Here is a 20886-nt window from a genome sequence, read left to right as displayed (position 1 = left end):
TAGTGATGTAAGAATTTATTGATACTACAAAAATTTTTACAACGGCAATAAGTAATTTTAACCTAGTGTTAACAAATAATTAATTTTTAGATGAAAAATCAAATTCTCATTTGCTTACTGTTGATCTATAATAGTGTAATGGCACAGCAAACTATTACCGGAACAATATATTCTGATAACAATATGCCACTACCAGGATGTAATGTTTTAGTAAAAGGAACATCCAAAGGGGCATTAACAGATTTTGATGGAAGATTCACAATAAATACTCAAATAGGAGATACTCTTGTGGTAAGTTATTTAGGTTTCAAAACCAAAGAAATCGTAATAACAAAAAGTATTGACTATACTATATATATGGAGTCTAACGCTTCAGAACTAGAGCAGGTGGTGGTTGTAGGATATGGAACACAAAGAAAATCTATTCTTACAAGTGCAGTAACTACTGTTAAGGGAGGCGAATTATCCAGAGAACCAATTATTAACGCTTCTCAGGCACTACAAGGAAAAGCTGCAGGTGTGCAAGTAATTGCTTCAGACGCACCTGGGCAAGCTTCAACAGTTATTATTAGAGGATTAGGAACTATTCAAGGTGGTAGAGAGCCATTATATGTAGTTGATGGTGTATTGACCAACAATATTAATAACATCAATACACTAGATATTCTTACTATGAATATCTTAAAAGATGCTGCATCCCTAGCTATTTATGGAAACAGAGGAGCTAATGGAGTTATTATAATTACTACTAAAAGGGGAAAAACTGGAAAGATGGAAATTTCTTTTGACTCCTATACTGGGTATCGAGATATATTAAGTAGAGTTAAACTGGCAGATGCTGGGTCTTTTGTGACTTATAATAACGAGGCAGCCCTGAGAGATTTGAGAAACGATGATGATCCAAATAATGATAATGATACCAGTGGTTTTTTCTTCTCCAATCAAAAATATAATACAAATTGGCTAGATGCAATAACAAGAACAGGTCGTATATCTAACTACAACCTATCGATATCAGGAGGGTCAGAAAAAATCCATTCTTTTTTTAGTGCAGGCTTTAATAAAGAAGAAGGGATATTAATAGGTAACAATTTTGATAGACTTACATTACGTAGTAATGTTGACTATAAGATCAGCGAAAAATTTAATTTTTCTCACAATGTAAATGCACAATTAGCTAATATAACTCCAAAAGGATTTAATGCATTTACAAATGCATATAAGCAATCCCCTATTGTACCTATAAGAGATGAAGAAGGACGGTTTGGATCATCATCAGCATTTAATAATGTATCCAACCCGGTAAAAGATTTATTTTTTCAAGACGAAAAGCAAAAATTCTTTAAACTACAAGGAGCATTTAAATTAGACTATAAAATAATAGAACCATTAACGTTTACATCTCGTTTTTCTGTAGAAACAGAATATGGGAGGTTTTATAATTTTGAAGATAGATTAGGCTCTTTTTTAGCAAACAATCCTGCAAATCTTGAAAGTAATTTTGAGGGAGGGATAGAAAACCCCGCAAAAACCAGGTTGACTGTTACACATACCAATAACTATAGGTGGTTTTTAGATAATTATTTCACCTTCAATAAAACATTTGGTGAATCTCATACAATTAAAACGACATTAGGTATTACCTCTGAAGAAAGTGGTGGAGAGTTTTTAACAGGAGTACGAAATAATGTCCCCCTGGATTCTAACCTTAGATTTAACCTAAATACTGGTGACGAAGATGACACTCAACTTTCATCTGGATCATTTAGTGTGTCAGATAAACTGTACTCATATATAGCCAGAGTAAATTATGATTATGATAGTAAATATCTATTTAATGCTTCTTTTAGAAGAGATGGCTCAAGTAAATTTCAACCCGGAAAAAGATTTGGTAATTTTTATGCAGTAAGTGTAGGTTGGGTATTGACCAAAGAAGATTTTATGCAAGATGGATGGTTTGATAAACTAAAACTTAGAGCAAGTTATGGGGAGTTGGGTAATCAAAATGTACCTTTTAATGTAGTAACAGCAACAACAGGTAGTGGCGGGTTTTTCCCTTTCGGACCTAATCAGGAGCTACAGCAAGGGATCACAGTTACAGGTACCATCAATGAAGATCTGACCTGGGAGAGAACAAATGAATTTGACGTAGGATTAGAATTTGCTCTTTTAAATCATAAATTAAGTGGAGAGTTAGATTACTATCAAAGAACCAATACCAATGCTACTTTAGAAGTACAACTTCCAGATGTTTTTGGTTTTGATCCTTTTAATTCTCATGTAGGAGAAATTGTAAATAAAGGAGCAGAAGTAACATTAAACTGGGCAGATACTATAGGAGCGGTAAAGTATAATTTGGGAGGAAGTTTCTCCTTTAATGAGAATGAACTTACCAAAGTAACCAGCCCGTTTTTTAATGAACAACAAGGAGGAAATATTGATAATGGGCAGTATACCAAAAAAGTAGCCGTAGGACAGCCTTTAGGAAGTTTCTTCTTATATAATGCAATTGGTATTGATGACAGAGGAGAATTAGTATATGAAGATGTAAATAATAATGGTATTACCGACGAAGGAGACAGAAAATTCTTTGGATCTTATATTCCAAAATATTTCTTTGGACTTAATCTAGGAGTTGAATATAAAAACTTTGACTTTTCTGTAGATACTTTTGGTAATTTAGGTAACAAAGTCTATAACGGGAAAAAAGCACAACGGTTCGGAAATGAAAATATAGAAGAATCTGTATTTAACAATAGATGGACTTCTGGTAGACCGAGTAATACTACTCCAATTGCTTCAAATGATGTACCACTGTCTTCTAATTATTATTTAGAATCGGGAGATTTTTTTAGAATTAATAATATCACATTAGGGTATTCTTTGCCAAAAGATGTTATAAGTATTTTCTCTAAAGTTAGAATCTATGCATCGGCAAAAAACCCTTTTATTTTCAAGAGATTTTCGGGGTATACGCCAGAACTTCCGGGAGACCCTCTGGGGACAGCCGGGATTGAGCTAAATGCATATCCCACACTCAGGTCATTTTATTTTGGTATAAACACTTCTTTTTAAAAAAATTAATATGAAAAATTCAATAAAAAGCGCAATGCGATATCATCTTTCTTTGTTTTTTATGCTCATCCTACTACTAGGATGCAGTGAAGATTTTCTCGAAGTAGAGTCAAATCAGGAAACAGAAGGAGCCATAACTGTAGAGAATGCTTCAGAGCTTGTAAATGCCGTTTATAATAGTTTTTTACAATGGCCAATGAATTCATTTTCATGGAACGGGATTTCTAGTATTACTTCGGATGATGCAGATAAAGGTAGTGATCCGGGAGATACAGGAACAGATAAACATCTATTAGATGCGCTTACTTTTGATGCTACCTCAATATCATTTAATGAAATATGGGAAGCCCACTATGACGGTATACAAAGAGCAAACCAAGCATTAAGTAGGTTAGAATCTTTTAATGAATTAGACGATACGTTAAAAAGTAGACTTATTGGAGAAACAAAATTCTTAAGAGCATTACTATATTTTAGATTGGTTAAAATGTTTGGAGGTGTACCCTTAATTGGAGATGTTCCAGATCTTAATTCAAATCCAAATGAACTTCTAAAAAGAGCTACAAAAGAAGAAATCTATGCTTTTATCGAAACAGATTTACAAGAGGCTATACTGGCATTACCCAAAAAGAGTGAATATGACAGTTCTGATTTGGGTAGAGCAACCAATGGAGCAGCAAAAGCATTGCTGGCCAAAGTGAGTATGTATCAAAATAAATGGACAAAAGCATATGAGCTTACTAATGAAATTATAGGATCTGGAGAATATGGCCTTACTGCCAACTATGAAGATATCTGGAAAGAGATTGGAGAAAATAACACCGAATCTATTTTTGAAATACAAGCTCGTGGAGAAACACCTACTGCAGGAGTACAAGGATATAGTGTAAGTCAAGGAGCCAGAGGCGAAGGTGGTTGGGGCTGGGGATTTAATACTCCTACTCAAGATCTTGCCGATTCATACGAAGCAGGAGATACAAGAAGAGATGGTACTATAATATTTAGAGGTGAAACTTTATTTGATGGTAGACTAGTCGCAAATACGGTAGTAAACCCAATGTATAATCAGAAAGCATACTCCAGTGCATTATCAGATGCCTGGGAAACCGGTAAAAATATACGAGTACTACGTTTTGCAGAAATACTATTGATCAATGCCGAAGCAGCTTTACAAGTTGGAGGAGATGCCGCAATCCCATTAAACCAAGTTAGAAATAGAGCAGGTCTAAGTGATGCTATTAGTGTAAATCAAATGGCCGTTTGGAACGAGAGAAGGCATGAACTTGCTTTTGAGCATGATCGGTATTTTGATTTGGTACGACAAGGAAGAGCAGGTACTATTCTTAGAGCACATGGTAAGTCCTTTGTTGATGGAAAACACGAAGTGTTTCCTATACCTAATGATCAAATCCAAAAAAGTGGAGGGCTTCTTATCCAAAATCCTGGATATTAAAATATCCCTAAACTCAATTAGAAGAAATTTTCTGACTTCAGAAATAAAAATATAATCCTATGAAATCATTAATAATAATTAAAGAAAAAATGTTTTTACTCTCATTTATCTGTTCTTCGATACTATTTTTTAATAGCTGTAATACAGACGATGTTACACCGCCACCACCTGATGTGGTAGCGATATTCGAAGAAGAAAATCCAATACCAGAAATTCCTTTTGAAGAATTATTGGATTTGGTTCAGCAACGCACCTTTAATTATTTCTGGGATTTTGCCGAGCCCAATAGCGGTTTGGCAAGAGAGCGTTCACAAGAAGACGCATTCGAAGGGCAATCTAAAAGAGTAGTAACCACAGGAGGATCTGGGTTTGGAATAGCATGTTTTCCTGCCGCAGTCGAAAGAGGGTGGATAACCAAATCAGAAGCCATAGAACGGATACAAAAAATATTGACTTTCCTGGAGGGAGCAGATTCTTATCACGGCGCTTTTTCGCATTGGTACTATGGCGATACAGCCAAAACAAGACCTTTCAGCGCACAGGATGATGGTGGAGATCTTGTTGAAACCGCATTTTTAATACAAGGATTATTAATAAACAGACAATATTTTTCTGCCAATACTACAGAGGAAAAGGATATTAGAGATAGAATAACGGCACTATGGGAAGCTGTAGAATGGGATTGGTATACTCGGGGAGAAAAGTTACTTACATGGCATTGGTCACCCAACCATAATTTTGATATAAACCTAAAGATACGAGGATGGAATGAAGCACTTATCATCTATGTATTAGGAGCGTCATCCCCTACTCATTCTATAGACAAAGAAACATATGATAATGGATGGGCCTCTAATGGAGGAATGAAAAATGGAAAATCATTTTTTGGTACAGTATTACCTCTAGGTCCGGATTTTGGAGGACCCTTATTTTTCTCACAGTATTCCTTTATTGGTTTAGACCCAAGAGGATTAGAAGATCAATATGCGAATTATTTTGATCAGAATAAAGCACATGCACTTGTCAATTATGAATACTGTATCGAAAACCCAAAAGGTTTTAAAGGGTATGGAGAAAATAGTTGGGGACTTACTGCAAGTGATCAACCTGGTGGATATGGTGTACACAGTCCAACAGAAGATAATGGCGTTATCACTCCAACGGCAGCACTTTCCTCTTTTCCTTATACTCCAGAAGAGTCAAAAAAAGCATTAGAATATTTCTATTATAAACTAAACGACAAGTTATGGGGCGAGTATGGTTTCTATGATGCCTACTCAGAACAACAAGATTGGTATTCTGATGGGTATTTGGCGATTGATCAAGGACCTATTGTAGCAATGATAGAAAATTATAGAACACAACTTCTATGGTCACTTTTTATGAAGGATCAGGAAATAAAAGATGGGCTATCAAAATTAGGATTCTAGAAAAGAATTCAATCAAACAATTATAAATATAAGAATCATTTTTTTGATGAAAAAAATAATATTGATCATATCACTTGGAGTATTCTGTTTTAGTTGTAAAAACAAAACAAAATCATCTGATTTATCAAATCAGGATACCCAAATAGAACATAAAATAGACTCTTTAATGGCTTTAATGACATTAGAAGAAAAAATAGGGCAAACCGTCTTATACTCTAGTGGAGCAGATATTACAGGACCTGTACTGGATAAAAATTATGTAGAATATCTTAAAAAAGGACAAGTAGGAGCTATTTTTAATGCTACTGGTTCTGCTTATACAAGAAAGCTTCAAAAAATAGCAGTAGAAAAAACACGTTTAGGAATTCCATTACTCTTTGGGTATGATGTAATTCATGGATATAAAACTATTTTCCCTATCCCTATGGGAGAAGCTTCCAGTTGGGATTTAGAACTCATGGAAAAAAGTGCCCGCATTGCTGCTATAGAAGCTTCTGTAGAAGGATTACATTGGACCTTTGCTCCTATGGTAGATATTGCCAGAGATCCAAGATGGGGTAGAATCTCAGAAGGTGCCGGAGAAGATACTTATTTGGGGAGTTTAATTGCCAAAGCAAGAGTTAAAGGGTTTCAGGGAAATGATCTTTCTAGTAAGAATACCATTTTGGCTTGCGCCAAGCATTATGCTGCATATGGCGCAGCACAAGCCGGTAGAGATTACCATACTGTTGATATGTCTATGAATACACTAAGAAATGTGTATTTACCACCTTTTAAAGCAGCGGTAGATGCTGGGGTAGCTACTTTTATGACTTCATTTAACGAACTTAATGGGATACCAGCAACAGGGAATACCTTTTTACTCGATCAGGTTTTGCGAAAAGAATGGGGATTTAATGGTTTTGTAGTAACCGATTACACATCTATAAATGAAATGATCCCTCATGGCTATGCAGAAGACTTAAAACATGCAGGAGAATTAGCAATGAATGCCGGAGTAGATATGGATATGCAGGGAGGAGTATATAAAAATTATATGCAGCAATCTATAAAAGAAGGTAAAATAGAAGAAAATAGATTGAACAAAGCTGTAAAAGATATTCTAAAACTAAAATATAAACTAGGCCTCTTTGACGACCCATATAAATATTGTAATGAAGATAAGGAAGCCAAAGTGATTCTTAATGATGATCACCTAGAAGCAGCTAGAGATGCTGCCAGGAAATCTATCGTTTTATTAAAAAATAAAGATGAGGTACTACCCTTAAATAAGGTAAAAAAGATTGCTCTTATTGGTCCATTGGCAAGTGATGAGTTTCATATCATTGGTAATTGGGCTGCGCATGGTAATAGAGAAGGGATTGCAGTAAGCGTAAAAGAAGGTCTTGAAGCAAGAGAAAGCACGTTTACATATACCAAAGGTTGTGAGATTGTAGAAGGAGATACATCAAATTTTGCAGAAGCAGTAAAGACTGCACAGAATGCTGATGTGGTAGTTATGGTTATGGGAGAACTAGAAAATATGAGTGGTGAGGCAGCTAGTAGAACAAGTATTAAACTCCCTGGTCATCAACAAGAATTAATTGCCGAAATAAAAAAAACAGGAAAACCAATAGTACTGGTCTTATTAAATGGGAGGCCTCTGGATTTATCATGGGAGAATGAAACTGTAGATGCCATTGTAGAAGCGTGGTTCCCGGGTACAAGTGGCGGTCATGCGATTGCAGATGTATTGTTTGGTGATTATAACCCTTCGGGGAAACTAACTGTTACGTTTCCGAGAAATATTGGACAAATACCTGTTTTTTATAATATGAAAAATACAGGAAGACCTGTCGATCTCGAAGGAGCAAATCCAAAATTTGTTTCCAGATACTTAGATGTCGATAATTCACCATTGTTTCCATTTGGATATGGGTTAAGTTATACAACCTTTCAATATAGTGATGTGACTTTAGATTCTGATGTACTTACACCAGACTCTAAAATCACGATTACAGCCAGTATTACAAATACAGGGGATTATGATGGAGAAGAAATTGCTCAATTATATATCAAAGATAGATTTGGAAGTATTACCAGACCAGTTAAAGAGCTAAAAGGATTTAAAAAAGTATTCCTAAAAAAAGGAGAAACAAAAACAATAGAATTTATCCTAACTGCTAATGATTTAAAGTTTTATGACAGTACTATAAATTTTGTGAACGAAAAAGGAGATTACGACCTTTTTGTAGGAGGTAGTTCAGATCAAAAATTCACACATCAGTTCTCATTTTCTGATCACTAACTTTAGTTTATGAACACTAACATCAAGTAAAAAAGGATGTTAGTGTTCTTTTATCGGTTTTAAAAAAAATAGGTTACAATTTAAACTATAACTTATAATGTTAACAAGCGTAAAATATATTCTTATACTTATCATGATACTTCTTTTGTCGTCTTGCGATAAAAGAAAAGAATCTGTAATAGAATTAAAGTCGCCAAACGCTAAAATCTCTATGCATTTTAGTGTGAACTCTAATGGAGAGCCTTGGTATATGGTTCATCATAAAACCGAAACTATTATAGATACCTCGTTTGTTGGGTTTCAGTTTAAAAATAACCCTGCAATAAAAGAAGATCTGGAAATTATATCTATAGTAACCGATACAGTACATACAAACTGGAAACCGGTTTGGGGTCAACAAAAAAGTATTGAAAACAAGTATAATGAAGCAATAATTACACTGAAAGAAACTTCGAATCTTAAACGTAATTTTAAAATTGTTTTTAGAATCTATGATGATGGTCTTGGTTTTCGATATCAGTTTCCAAAACAAGAGCACCTGGATGAGCTGGTGATTACCAGAGAAGAAACTCAATTTAAACTTACAGATGACGCTGATGCATGGTGGATTCCTGCTGATTATGATAGTTATGAACATATCTATAGCCACACAATTTTAAGTAAAATAGATGCTAAAGAGAATGAAGGTTATGACAATACAAAGAAAAATAGAATACCAAATATACATGCTGTAAACACACCGTTAACAGTTAAAACAAAGAACAGTATTTACTTATGCTTTAGCGAAGCTAATCTTACTGATTATTCTGATATGACATTAGCTATAAAAGAAGATCATGTATTGCAATCAGAATTAGTGCCCTGGAGTAACGGAGATAAAGTGCGTATAAAAACCCCTTTTGTTACACCATGGAGAACGATCCAAATAGCAGAAAATTCAAAAGAATTGTTAACCAATACTCTTATTCTTAATCTAAATGAACCTTCAGAAATAAAAGATATTTCATGGATTGAGCCAATGAAATACTCGGGTATTTGGTGGGAAATGCATTTGGGAAAAAGCTCCTGGGCAAACAAAAATGAAGGAGGCTGGTCTGGCAATAGCACATCTCACGGAGCAACGACTATAAATGCAAAAAAGTATATAGATTTTAATGCAAAACATGGGATCAAAGGAGTATTGATAGAGGGTTGGAATACAGGATGGGAATATTGGGGAGTAAAGGGTGCTACAGATTTTTTTGATTATGTAACTCCAAGCCCTGATTTTGATATAAAAGAAGTAGTAGCATATGCTAAAGAAAAAGGAGTTACGATTATAGGGCATCATGAAACTTCGGGTGATGTTATTACGTATGAAAAAAGATTAGATAGTGCATTTGCATTTTATAGCACATTGGGAATTAATACGGTAAAGACAGGGTATGCAAATCATCTTATTGATAATAAAGAATTTCATCACGGTCAATATATGGTGAATCACTACCGAAAAGTTGTAGAAACAGCAGCAAAATATCAAATAACATTAGATGTTCATGAACCGATAAAACCTACAGGAATACGAAGAACGTATCCCAATATGATGACCCGAGAGGGAGTTAGAGGAATGGAATTTAACGCGTGGGGAGGCGGTAATTCTCCCGAACATACACTTATTATTCCTTTTACGCGAGGATTAGCAGGTCCTATTGATTATACACCAGGTATTTTTGATATAAAATTTGATGAGTATCGTACCGATCAATACGTAAGGACTACGCTAGCCAAACAATTGGCACTATATATCATTTTGTATAGTCCATTGCAAATGGTAGCCGATTTACCAGAAAATTATGAGGATAATCTAAGAGCATTTCAGTTTATAAAAGATGTACCAGTAGATTGGGATAAAACAATAGTAGTTAATGGAAAGATTGGGGAATACCTTACCATAGCAAGAAAGGATAAAAACTCATCAAGCTGGTTTATTGGTAGTATTACCAATCAAGAAAGTAGAGATTTAGAACTTTCTTTTGAGTATTTGGATCACAACAAAAAATATATAGCAGAATTGTATCTGGATGGAGATAAAGCGCATTATCTAAACAATCCGACAGCTTTTAAAAATAAAATAATAAAAGTAAATCATACTACTTTATTAAATGTGTCACTAGCTTCTGGAGGAGGCATGGCAATACATATAAAAGAAGTAGCCAATTATTAATGTAAATTTTTTATCATGAAAATAGTAAAGTTTTTTTCGAGTATACATTGCATCCTTTTTATGGTGTTAGTGTTGAATTTATCATGTGAAGATGATCTAGAGGAGCTACAAACCATAAAGTATGCTCAATGCGAAGATGATAATGTTGTTGCAAACCTTAATATCGTTACAGATTTTGAATGTCAATCGAACCAAACTTTATCTAATGTAGAGGCGATTAGAAACCCAAATGAGATAGGTATCAATAAAAGTAAGTTTATTGGGAAGTATACTGATGGTACTGGGACCCAGGATGCTTTGGTTATAGATTTTGGCAAACCAATAGATTTATCTACTCATGCACTGTTTAAAATTAAAATTAAAACTGATATTTCGGCAACAGCAAAAGTTAGATTAGAAGGAGGTTCTTCAACCCCTGTAGAAATAACAGTTTCTCTTGATGGTAATAATAAATGGATAGAGTATGAGTTTGATTTTAGTGATCAAACTGATCAAACTGATCAAAATCATACAAAAATTCTAATATTCTTTAATCAGGGTATAGAAAATGATGGAACAAAAGAAGTATATTTTTTAGATGATCTCTTTTTTGATGTGTCAATTATTATTCCTGATCCGTGTGAAAATGTCCAAAAGGATTCAAGCATATTAAGTGACTTTGACTGTCAACAAAATGTATTCCTTGGAGACCCTACTATGGATACTACAGCTCCCGTTATAGCGAATCCAAATAAAAGTGGAATCAACACAAGCCAATTTGTAGGAGAATATAAAGATAATGGTACCGAGCCTTTTGATAATTTGTTTATCGACTTAGAATCACCAATAGATTTATCTGTCAATTCACAATTGAGTATAAAGGTTCTTGCCAAGAAGACAGGCCCATTAACTGTAAAACTTGATGGAGGTACGCCTATTGAAATAACAAAAACAATAAGTACGATAGATCAATGGGTAGAATATACTTTTGATTTTAGAACGGCTGTTGGAGCAGGAAACACAAATGTACTGTTGTTTTTTAATGCAGGTATGACAGATGGTACAGCAGAAGATATTTATTATATAGATGATATTAGATTTAGAGAATTTATAGATCCTTGTGCAGGCACCATTGCAGATTTAAGTATTGTAAGTGATTTTGAATGTCAACAAAATTTTCAATTAGGCAATAGTCCTGGATTTGTACCTGTAGTAGAAAATCCAAATAAAAGTGGAATTAACACAAGTGAATCCGTAGGAGAATATACCGATGATGGAACCAATGCATGGGATAATGTGGCTATTGATTTTGGCGGAGTTATCGATTTATCGGTTAACTCACAATTAAATATCAAAATACATTCTAGTAAAACAGTCCCTTTATTAGCCAAACTTGAGGGCGGTACAGATGCAGAAATATGGGGGAATATTGATATAGCCGGAGAGTGGAAAAACTACACCTTTGATTTCAGCGGTGCAGCAGGAAATGGAAACACTAGAGTAGTCTTGTTTTTTAATGGAGGACAATCAGACGGTACAGCCACTGATATCTATTATATCGATGATATAAGATTTACATCTAAGGATTGCAGTATAATCGTCGAAGATTGTACGGGGGTTACTCCTGATCTTAGTATTATAAGTGATTTTGATTGTCAACAAAATTTTCAGTTAGGAAACACCCCTGGATTTGTACCCTTAGTCGCAAACCCAGATGTTAGCTGTTTAAATAGAAGCTCTAATGTTGGAGAACATACTGATGACGGAACTAATGCATGGGATAATCTGGCTGTTGATTTTGGCGGTGTTATCGATTTATCAGTTAATTCAAAATTGAGTATTAAAATACATTCTAGTAAAACAGTCCCTTTATTAGCTAAACTTGAAGGTGGTACAGCTGTAGAAATATGGGGAAATATTGATGTAGCCGGAGAATGGAAAAACTACACTTTTGATTTTAGTGCAGCAGCAGGTAATGGAAATACTAGAGTAGTCTTGTTTTTTAATGGAGGACAATCAGACGGTACAGCTACCGATATCTATCATATCGATGATCTAAAATTTGTAACTCCATAGCCCCGGAAGAATAAATTCTTAATTCAGTTGTATCCCATTTAAACTGAATAATTTGGAGTTATTTAATAAAGGGAGAGGATTTTTCCTCTCCCTTTTTAATATGCTACCAAACTTTGATGATGGGATAACGAAAAGCAGAACAAAAACAAAAACTTAAAAACATGGGAGTACTTATATTTATAGCTTTTACCGCTATCGTTGGCTTTATTTCATATATGCTAACTCGAAATACTAATGAAAAATCATCAGATGGATATTTTTTAGGAGGACGTAGTTTAACAGCATCAGTAATAGCTGGATCGCTATTATTAACTAATCTGTCCACAGAGCAAATTGTTGGTTTAAATGGAGCTGCGTATAAAGAAGGAATCCTGGTAATGGTATGGGAGACACTAGCAGCAGTTGCTATGGTAATCACTGCAATATTTTTATTACCCAGATATCTTAAAGGAGGAATAACTACCATACCCCAATTCTTACAAAGGAGATACGATAGAACGACCAAAGCAATTGCATCTGGACTGTTTTTAACGGGATATGCGGTTATTTTGTTACCAACAGTTTTGTATTCGGGAGCGTTAGCTATAAATACAATGTTTGATATTCCTGAGCTTATGGGGGTATCAGATACTACAGCATTATGGATTACTGTATGGGCGATAGGGGGTATAGGCTCAATTTATGCGATTTTTGGGGGTTTAAAAGCAGTAGCCGTATCAGATACCATAAATGCTGTTGGATTGTTAATAGGTGGTTTAATGATTCCTATATTTGGGTTATATGCCATAGGAGATGGGAGTTTATTAGGAGGAGTTGATGTATTATTAAAATCTCATCCCGAAAAATTTAATGCTATAGGTTCTCCAGAAGCTTCGGTACCTTTTTCAACTATTTTTACAGGGATGATGCTGGTGCAATTGTTTTATTGGGGTACCAATCAAGCGATCATTCAAAGAGCATTAGGAGCAAAAAATTTAAAAGAAGGTCAAAAGGGTCTTTTGCTGGGGTCTTTTATTAAGATTTTAGGACCTGTTATTGTCGTTTTACCAGGAATTATAGCATTTCATATGTTTAAAGGAGAACTTGCAAACCCCGATGAAGCATATCCTATGCTGGTAAGTAAAGTATTACCCGTATCATTGGTAGGTTTTTTTGCTGCAGTATTATTTGGGGCTATTTTAAGCTCATTTAATAGTGCTTTAAATAGTTCGGTCACGTTATTCGGGATAGATATTTACAAAGAATATATACATAAAGAAGCAAGCGAAAAAAAAGTTGTTAAGGCCGGAAAAACCTTTGGAATATTTTTGGCATTAATATCAATGTGTATCGCTCCTCTTTTAGCGCATGCAACAAATGGATTGTTTGGATATTTGCAAGAAGCAAATGGAATTTATAGTATACCGATTCTAACCATTATTGTTGTAGGATATATAACCAAGCGTGTTCCTGCTATTGCAGCAAAAATTGGGATTATTTTAGGATCCTTATTATATATTGTTAGTCAATTTATACTAAAACCCTTTGTAATTGGAACAGAAGACTACCCGCACTTTCTACATGTAATGGCAATATTATTTATGCTAAATATTATAATCATGTTAATTATAGGTAGATTCTATCCCAGAAAAGAAGAGTATAAGCAAGAGTACACAAAACAAGTGGATATCACTCCCTGGAAATATGTAAAAGTAACAGGAGGGATAATTTGTCTGCTTGTTATAGCTGTTTATATATATTTCTCTTAATTAACTAAGTTAGAGGAATATAAAAAAAGCCCTGATACCAAATTTGATATCAGGGCCTTTTTTATAATTGAATTTATGTTATTGCTTGATAATAAACTTCTTGGTTAGTGTTTTATCATTTGATATAACCGAAAGGAAATACATTCCATCTGGTAAATTGTTTAATTCTACTCTGTTTTCAGATACTTTCCCATTTCTTACGATCTGACCGATATGGTTAATGATGCTATAATTTGAATCCTTGGCATTGTTCATTCGAATCAGGATAAAGTCTTTTGCAGGAATAGGATGAATAATAATGTTAGAACTTTCTAAATCTGTTTTCTCATCTGTATTAAAGTTATGCATTGTGGTATTCCCTGTACAGAAATTTATAGTATCTTCAGAAGTAAATGATCCCCCAGAGGCTAATACAGCACCCGAAACACTATTGGTTAACTCATACGAACCATTACCATAGCCACAGCAAATCCCATCACCAAATGTATCCTTAACTACTAATGTATAACAATCTGCATCCAGAGTTTTAGTTATAGTAAGAGTAGAGCCATTTGCTTGAGAGCCATATGACCCTCCATAGTGTACTGTCTGATTGTTCGCATTTTTAATTTCCCATGAGGTTTCGTCTGGATAATTATCAAAAGTAATACGCAGTTTTACATCATTTGTAGAAGGCGTTCCTGTAATAGTATAGTTATTATTTTTCTTAAAGAACCCAGGGTTTTCTAAATGATATAGACCAAAAAGCATAGTAGAAAAATCTACACCTTGAATAGTTTCTGCTTTCCAATTAATATCCTCTTTACTATATCTCCATAAAATTTCAGTTTGAGAAGTATTAGGTAGCGTATAGATTCCTTTTCCCGATGTATATAAATTAAGAATATCGTTTTTAATCTCATTATTTTGATCGACTGGTAAAAAACCAGCAATAATATGTGGTGATACAATCTTAGTCCAATTGTCGTTATCATTATTATAAATTTTATCTGCATGATAACCGTTTATTGCATTGGCAGCACCAGCTCCTGTACCCCATTCAAAAGATGCTCTGGAAATAGGATTGGAATATTGATCTTCAGAAACATGTTTCCACCAGTTTTTATCAGCATTTTTCGCATTTTTCATATAGTTAACATAAGAAGTACTAGATGCAAAATCATGAATTAGGTAATATGAAAATTGAACTAAAAAACTAGAAACGAAATTGCCACTACTATCCGTAAGTGTTTCATTGTTGATTACTGTGCTATTGGGAGCAGTGTAGGTTGCAGTTGCTCTGGGAAGTAAATATTGTCCGTTACCATCTGTATTATATGGGTTTTTATAAAATTTGTCCCAAAGTGTTTTACCCGATGCAGATCCCGATCGGTATATCAAATCGGCTACAATAATATACTCGTTATATGGTAAAGTAGTTGTACCGGGAATACCTTTTCCTGCACTATCTAAATCTCTATATATGGTACCATTATTTGCATTTTCTATAGCTTCATCCCAGGTTATAGAATTCCATAATTGATTCACAAGGGTTGTAATTCGGTCTTTTTGTTGTGTAGTAGCTCTGTTAGGTGCAGAAGGGTCTAAAAAATACTCCTTTGCAAATAGTGCTCCAGACATAAGGATAGCGGTATCTATAGAGCTATACTCAGAATTCCAGGCTCTCTGTCCACTATTTAGATCAAAAAAGTGCCTAGCAAAACCACTGGCATTTGTATCCAAATTAAATCCAGAAGTATGCCCTGTCATTGTTTCTAATGTTTTTATAACCAAATCAGGAGCATTAGACTCCCAGTTTTTTTCATTGGCTATACATAAAGCGATCAATCCCATTCCTGTAGATGCGGTAGATCCAGGATGATAATCATTATTATTAGAAATCAACTTAGCATCCCGATACGCACCTTTATTGGTTCTAAGCAATTTGAAGACTTCATAAGAATTCTGAGTTAATTGATCTATAGTACGATTAGTATTTACAGGATAGGTACGTTTTGTTCTAAAAAGCACATCATCAAAGTAAAAGGAATTAGTATTCGAAGTATCGTTATGGCCAAAAAAGATGAATAGTTTATCGTATGTAGTGTTTTGAGGAATTGAACTAAAATCAAAAGAATATGTAGTCCATGTATTTGTATTACCGATAAACCCTCTTCTCTCAATAGATTCTTGGGTGACCGAGTTTTCTAATTTTACGGTAAATCTGGTATATTGATCGTTTCCAGAATTTTGATTTTGTAGAATTTTGATTTGTAATTCATTGTGAGTACTATAATCAATAGTTCCGATAGTGGTTGAAACAAAAGAATAAGCAGCACTGTTTTTTGTAAACAAACCACAGGTAGCACTTGTATTTAGTGTCTGTAAAGGCTGCGGGTTATTAACGGTATTAAAAACCCCATTATTACCGTTCCAGTTTGTACCTCCAATTTCAAAAGTATCAACGATTTGAGTGTTTGCCTGCGCGGCAGTATAAGCAACAATATCATCAAAGTAAAATTTCTCTCCACGATTAGAACCAGGATCAAAAAACAAGATTATCTTGTTTAACCCAGAGATAGAACTACCATCACTAAAATCAAATTCGTATTCGATCCACTTATTGGTTTCTGTAATCGTTGTAGTTTTCTCTATAGCACCATTGTCTCCTTCTAGTTTTATCGTAAATGATCTTAGCGAACTACTGTATATTTTAATTCTGATTTGATTAAAGGTAGTCAAATTTATTCCTTGATTTATGGATGCAAAGAATAGACTATATGGATGCGAAGGTGATTTTGTGTACGCACCTATTTGTGATTGATTATTTTCAGGATTGCTTTCTAAGGTGTAAATACCATTAGAAGCAATCCATTGAAGTTGAGCAGTATTCGAATTAAAATCTTCATAAACTTTTTGTGCCTGTATTCCATTTGTAAATAGAACAAATAATAGTAATTGTACAAATTTTGTCATACTTAATAATAGTTAAGTTAATACTAGATTTTTGAGCAAAAAAAACGGCCTTACTTGTTTTGCGTTGTTTAATTTTTGTATCGAATTAATAAAGATGAAGTGCAGGTAGTTTCTTTACTATTTTAATACTTTCATAAAGTTAGATGATGTATTTGTAATAGGAATCTCCTTTTTTTGAGTGAAAACACGAAAATAATATAACATCATGAAAATCAAATCTTTACAAATAAGCATCTATAAGGTAAGCCTCTGTTTTTTAACATATTAATGTATATATGATGTATAGATTTACGCAACTATTGTCACTGTATTGATGCTTTTTTTACTGATTTAATACCTAATGGCGCCCGTTTTAGATAATTCTGAAACCAAAGAAATACTGGATAGTACTATTCTATGAGTACGGTTTATAAAACGAGTACATATGCTTTATACAAACCAAATTCATTACAAAAACACTCCTTTTTTTCGATAGGAGGATTACTCGTTAAAATACACTTTGATATCAAATGTAAACCTGAAAACTATAACACCATGAATTAAAAATTTAGTTTACGGTTTTCCTCACATATTAAATACGGAAAAACCATAATTTCGCTTTTTGTTACTATACCAATAGCCGTAAAGAACATAATCAAAAAACTACCATTATCATTTTTAGCAGTGTAGTATGCGTTTTTAATCCATAGTTATGAATATCATGTTAAAGCAAATACAATTGATAGAGCGAATTGATCAACTTATTCGTTTGCAAGCTACAGGATCTCCCATAGAACTGGCGGAAAAGTTAGGCATCTCCAAAACCACATTATATCGTACCCTTTGTGTTATGAAAGAATTGAATGCACCTGTAGAATTCGACACGCTCACACAGAGTTTTGTGTACTCCGAACCGGTAGGATTTACTTTTGGGTTCTATAAAAAAGGTCAAAAAAAGAATATCATTACTCCTTTTATAGGGTAGCTAAGAGAACAGTTACCCAGAAGCCTGATACTCCTTCAGACTTATTTCAAAAAAACTTTCATTTTTTTTCTCAGTCCCGAAAAACGAAACTGGGATGATTTAATATTGCTACTGGAATACAATAAAAAATAAAAGAATAAGTCCATTTATAGTGCTCTATCAGGTAATGGGTCAAACTGGTGCTTTTGAAAAAAAGCATGTTTTTAAGATTGATTATCAGTAATTTATAAAACAAACAAGCCTCTTTATTGAGGCTTGTTTATGTTGTTTATACTACTTAACATTGCTTAGAACCTATTAGATAAAGGTTTTATATTGCTACGTAGGTCAAATTGGTGCTTGGTTATATTTGCAGTTATGAATTGTAAAAATTGTAACCAATCAAATTGTATAAAACGAGGTAAAAGAAATGGTAAACAACGCTATTTCTGTAAAGATTGTCATACTTCATTTCAAAACTCATACTCTTATAAAGCATATCAAACCCGATGGCGCGGATTTGCAATCCGTGAAACATAACGAAATATTAAAACAGTCACTTATAATGTGGCTGTTTTTTTGTTATCGTAAATTATTAATAAGTTAGTTGTAGATAAGGTTACTTTAAATCCAGAGGATTATATTTTTAGTTCTGCTAGAAATTATGCAGATTTAGATCATGAATTAGAAATTGTTGTTTTAAATTTATTTTGAAGTTTTAAAAACACGGATTGCAAATCCGCGCCATCGGGATATTTTAAGCATCAAAAAAACCACATTATTATTGATTAACTCTAAAGATTACAAGGATTATTTTGATGATGATGTTAGATCAGAATTAACTTCTTCACTGCATGAAGAGTGATTAAGGTAATGAGTCAAACTGGTAATGGGTCAAACTGGTGCTTTTGAAAAAGAGCATTATAAAGTTTGATTACCAAATAAATTATATAAGTAGAAAAGGGTAATGGGTCAAACTGGTGCTTTTGAAAAAAGAACATTATAAAGTTTGATTACCAAATAAATTATATAAGTAAAAAAGAGTTGTAGAAATACAACTCTTTTTTTATGCTATAAAGTGAACTAAGAAAACAGTTCTCTAGCCTGCCAGAAAGTAGAAAAAGAACAATACAACCCTATCAAAACTAAATCTATGCGAACAAACAACATTGCTGAGATACTGATCAGCTACTCATCTCATATTGCTAAAAAACGCACCAGATAGCACGGTAATGTTTTCTGTACTGGGTATGAGTAAGTACGGTACTACTTTTTTTAATGGATTAAGTCATAAAGCATTTTTGCAGCGGTTTCTGCTGTAACGTCTCGTTGTGGCATCCCAAACATTTCATAGCCAACCATAAATTTTTTAACAGTAGCACTTCGTAATAATGGAGGATAAAAACTCATGTGCCAATGCCAATGCGTATGATCAAGATTATGAGTTGGGGCTTGATGAATCCCACTAGAATAAGGAAAAGAACAATTAAATAATTGATCGTAAGCTCGAGTTAATACAGAAATACATTCTGCATAAGCATTTCGCTCATTTGGATTCATTTCTAAAATAGAGGATTGTTTCTTTTTTGGAATAATCATCGTTTCAAATGGCCAAATAGCCCAAAAAGGAACTAATACAACGAAGTGTTGATTTTGAAATATAATGCGTTCTTTCTTTTCTAATTCCAGAATCACATAATCTTCTAATAACGATTTGCCATGTTTAGAAAAATAGAGTCTTTGATTGTTGTCTTTTTTTAAGATTTCATTGGGTAGATGAAACTGACTCCAAATCTGCCCATGGGGATGAGGATTACTACATCCCATAACCGCCCCTTTATTCTCAAAAATCTGTACGTAATTAATCTCTGGTAGCGCACCTAATTTTTGATATTCTTCTTGCCATACTGCTATCACTTTTTCAATGGCCGCTACAGACATATTGGCCAAGCTTTTAGAATGATCCGGGCTAAAACATATTACCTTACAGATTCCTGTTTCACTTTTCACTTTAAACAATTCTTCTTCTATAGCAAAAGAAGGAGATTCGTTTTGTAATGCGGCAAAGTCGTTTTCAAAAACAAAAACATCCTGATAGTCTGGATTTTTCTTTCCTCCTGCTCTACTATTTCCCGAGCATAAATAACAATCTTTATCATAAGATGGTAATGATTGTGTACTAATTTCTTCTTCCTGGCCTTGCCAAGGTCTTTTTGCTCTGTGCGGGGATACCAATACCCACTCTCCTGTAAGTGGATTATAACGCCTGTGGGAATACTCTTGTAAATCTGTATTTAACATGAGGAATCTGCTACAATTTTCCAACGACCATTTATCTTTTTGAAAATGATCATAAAAGTACCGTCAGCATTACCTACGCTGCGTATTAAATGATATTCTCCCATCACAAAATAGGATTCATTATCAATTCGTGAAATGTCATTGATGACAAAATTTAATTTACCAGTATGCGCTTTAGAGGGATATCCTTTTTTATAATTAGATAATGTTTTATTCCAACCATACGTTAATCCTCTGCTACCATAAAATTTTAAAGAATCCGATTTCCAATATCCTTGCATATATCCTTCCAGATCATAATTCGACCAGGCTTGTTCTTGTGCTTTTAGCACTTCAATGATTTGCTGTTTATCGGCTTTCTCATCTACTTTTATTTCTTGATGACAGCTGGCCAATCCCATTAGTATTCCCAATATATATAGATATCTCATTATCA

At 33.9% G+C, this 20886-nt stretch carries 11 protein-coding genes and 1 pseudogene; 9 read left to right on the top strand and 3 right to left on the bottom strand.

The window, feature by feature from the left end; all coding sequences use genetic code 11:
• Positions 1–90: 90 nt before the first annotated feature.
• From AAFU52_RS07965 to AAFU52_RS07935, 7 genes are all read left to right on the top strand, one after another.
• Positions 91–3075 (top strand): SusC/RagA family TonB-linked outer membrane protein, encoded by a 2985-nt coding sequence (locus tag AAFU52_RS07965; RefSeq protein WP_438426052.1) that lies wholly within the window; start codon positions 91–93, stop codon positions 3073–3075.
• Positions 3076–3085: 10 nt separating this feature from the next.
• Positions 3086–4528, top strand: a complete 1443-nt coding sequence (locus AAFU52_RS07960; RefSeq protein WP_084050035.1) for a RagB/SusD family nutrient uptake outer membrane protein — start codon at positions 3086–3088, stop codon at positions 4526–4528.
• Between the two features lie 59 nt (positions 4529–4587).
• Positions 4588–5958, top strand: a complete 1371-nt coding sequence (locus AAFU52_RS07955; protein ID WP_438426051.1) for a glucoamylase family protein — start codon at positions 4588–4590, stop codon at positions 5956–5958.
• A gap of 46 nt (positions 5959–6004) precedes the next feature.
• Positions 6005–8245, top strand: coding sequence for a beta-glucosidase BglX (gene bglX, locus AAFU52_RS07950; protein ID WP_438426050.1), 2241 nt, complete (start codon positions 6005–6007; stop codon positions 8243–8245).
• 97 nt (positions 8246–8342) lie between these two features.
• Positions 8343–10448: a glycoside hydrolase family 97 protein gene (locus AAFU52_RS07945; protein WP_438426049.1), complete on the top strand. Its 2106-nt coding sequence runs from the start codon at positions 8343–8345 to the stop codon at positions 10446–10448.
• Between the two features lie 15 nt (positions 10449–10463).
• Positions 10464–12503, top strand: coding sequence for a hypothetical protein (locus tag AAFU52_RS07940; RefSeq protein ID WP_438426048.1), 2040 nt, complete (start codon positions 10464–10466; stop codon positions 12501–12503).
• 161 nt (positions 12504–12664) lie between these two features.
• Positions 12665–14251, top strand: coding sequence for a solute:sodium symporter family transporter (locus AAFU52_RS07935; protein WP_438426047.1), 1587 nt, complete (start codon positions 12665–12667; stop codon positions 14249–14251).
• A gap of 78 nt (positions 14252–14329) precedes the next feature.
• On the opposite strand, the gene AAFU52_RS07930 is transcribed toward AAFU52_RS07935, so the two are convergent.
• On the bottom strand, positions 14330–17206 hold the full coding sequence (locus tag AAFU52_RS07930; RefSeq protein WP_438426046.1) for a T9SS type A sorting domain-containing protein: 2877 nt from the start codon (positions 17204–17206) through the stop codon (positions 14330–14332).
• Between the two features lie 691 nt (positions 17207–17897).
• Here AAFU52_RS07930 and AAFU52_RS07925 point away from each other — a divergent pair.
• Positions 17898–18170: a hypothetical protein gene (locus AAFU52_RS07925; protein ID WP_438426045.1), complete on the top strand. Its 273-nt coding sequence runs from the start codon at positions 17898–17900 to the stop codon at positions 18168–18170.
• Positions 18171–18527: 357 nt separating this feature from the next.
• Positions 18528–18656: pseudogene (locus tag AAFU52_RS07920) on the top strand (IS1/IS1595 family N-terminal zinc-binding domain-containing protein); the annotation flags it as partial.
• Positions 18657–19424: 768 nt separating this feature from the next.
• Here the strand turns inward: AAFU52_RS07920 and AAFU52_RS07915 are convergent.
• Positions 19425–20450 carry a UDP-glucose--hexose-1-phosphate uridylyltransferase gene (locus AAFU52_RS07915; protein WP_438426044.1) on the bottom strand — a complete coding sequence of 342 codons (1026 nt, stop codon included), beginning with the start codon at positions 20448–20450 and terminating at the stop codon, positions 19425–19427.
• A complete protein-coding gene (locus AAFU52_RS07910) occupies positions 20444–20881 on the bottom strand; it encodes a YybH family protein (protein WP_438426043.1) in 438 nt (145 codons plus the stop codon). The genes AAFU52_RS07915 and AAFU52_RS07910 overlap by 7 nt, the downstream gene beginning before the upstream one ends.
• Between the last annotated feature and the right edge of the window lie 5 nt (positions 20882–20886).

The organism is Aquimarina macrocephali (assembly GCF_051627225.1).
Lineage (GTDB): Bacteria > Bacteroidota > Bacteroidia > Flavobacteriales > Flavobacteriaceae > Aquimarina > Aquimarina macrocephali.
This window is presented reverse-complemented; position numbering and strand designations above follow the sequence as displayed.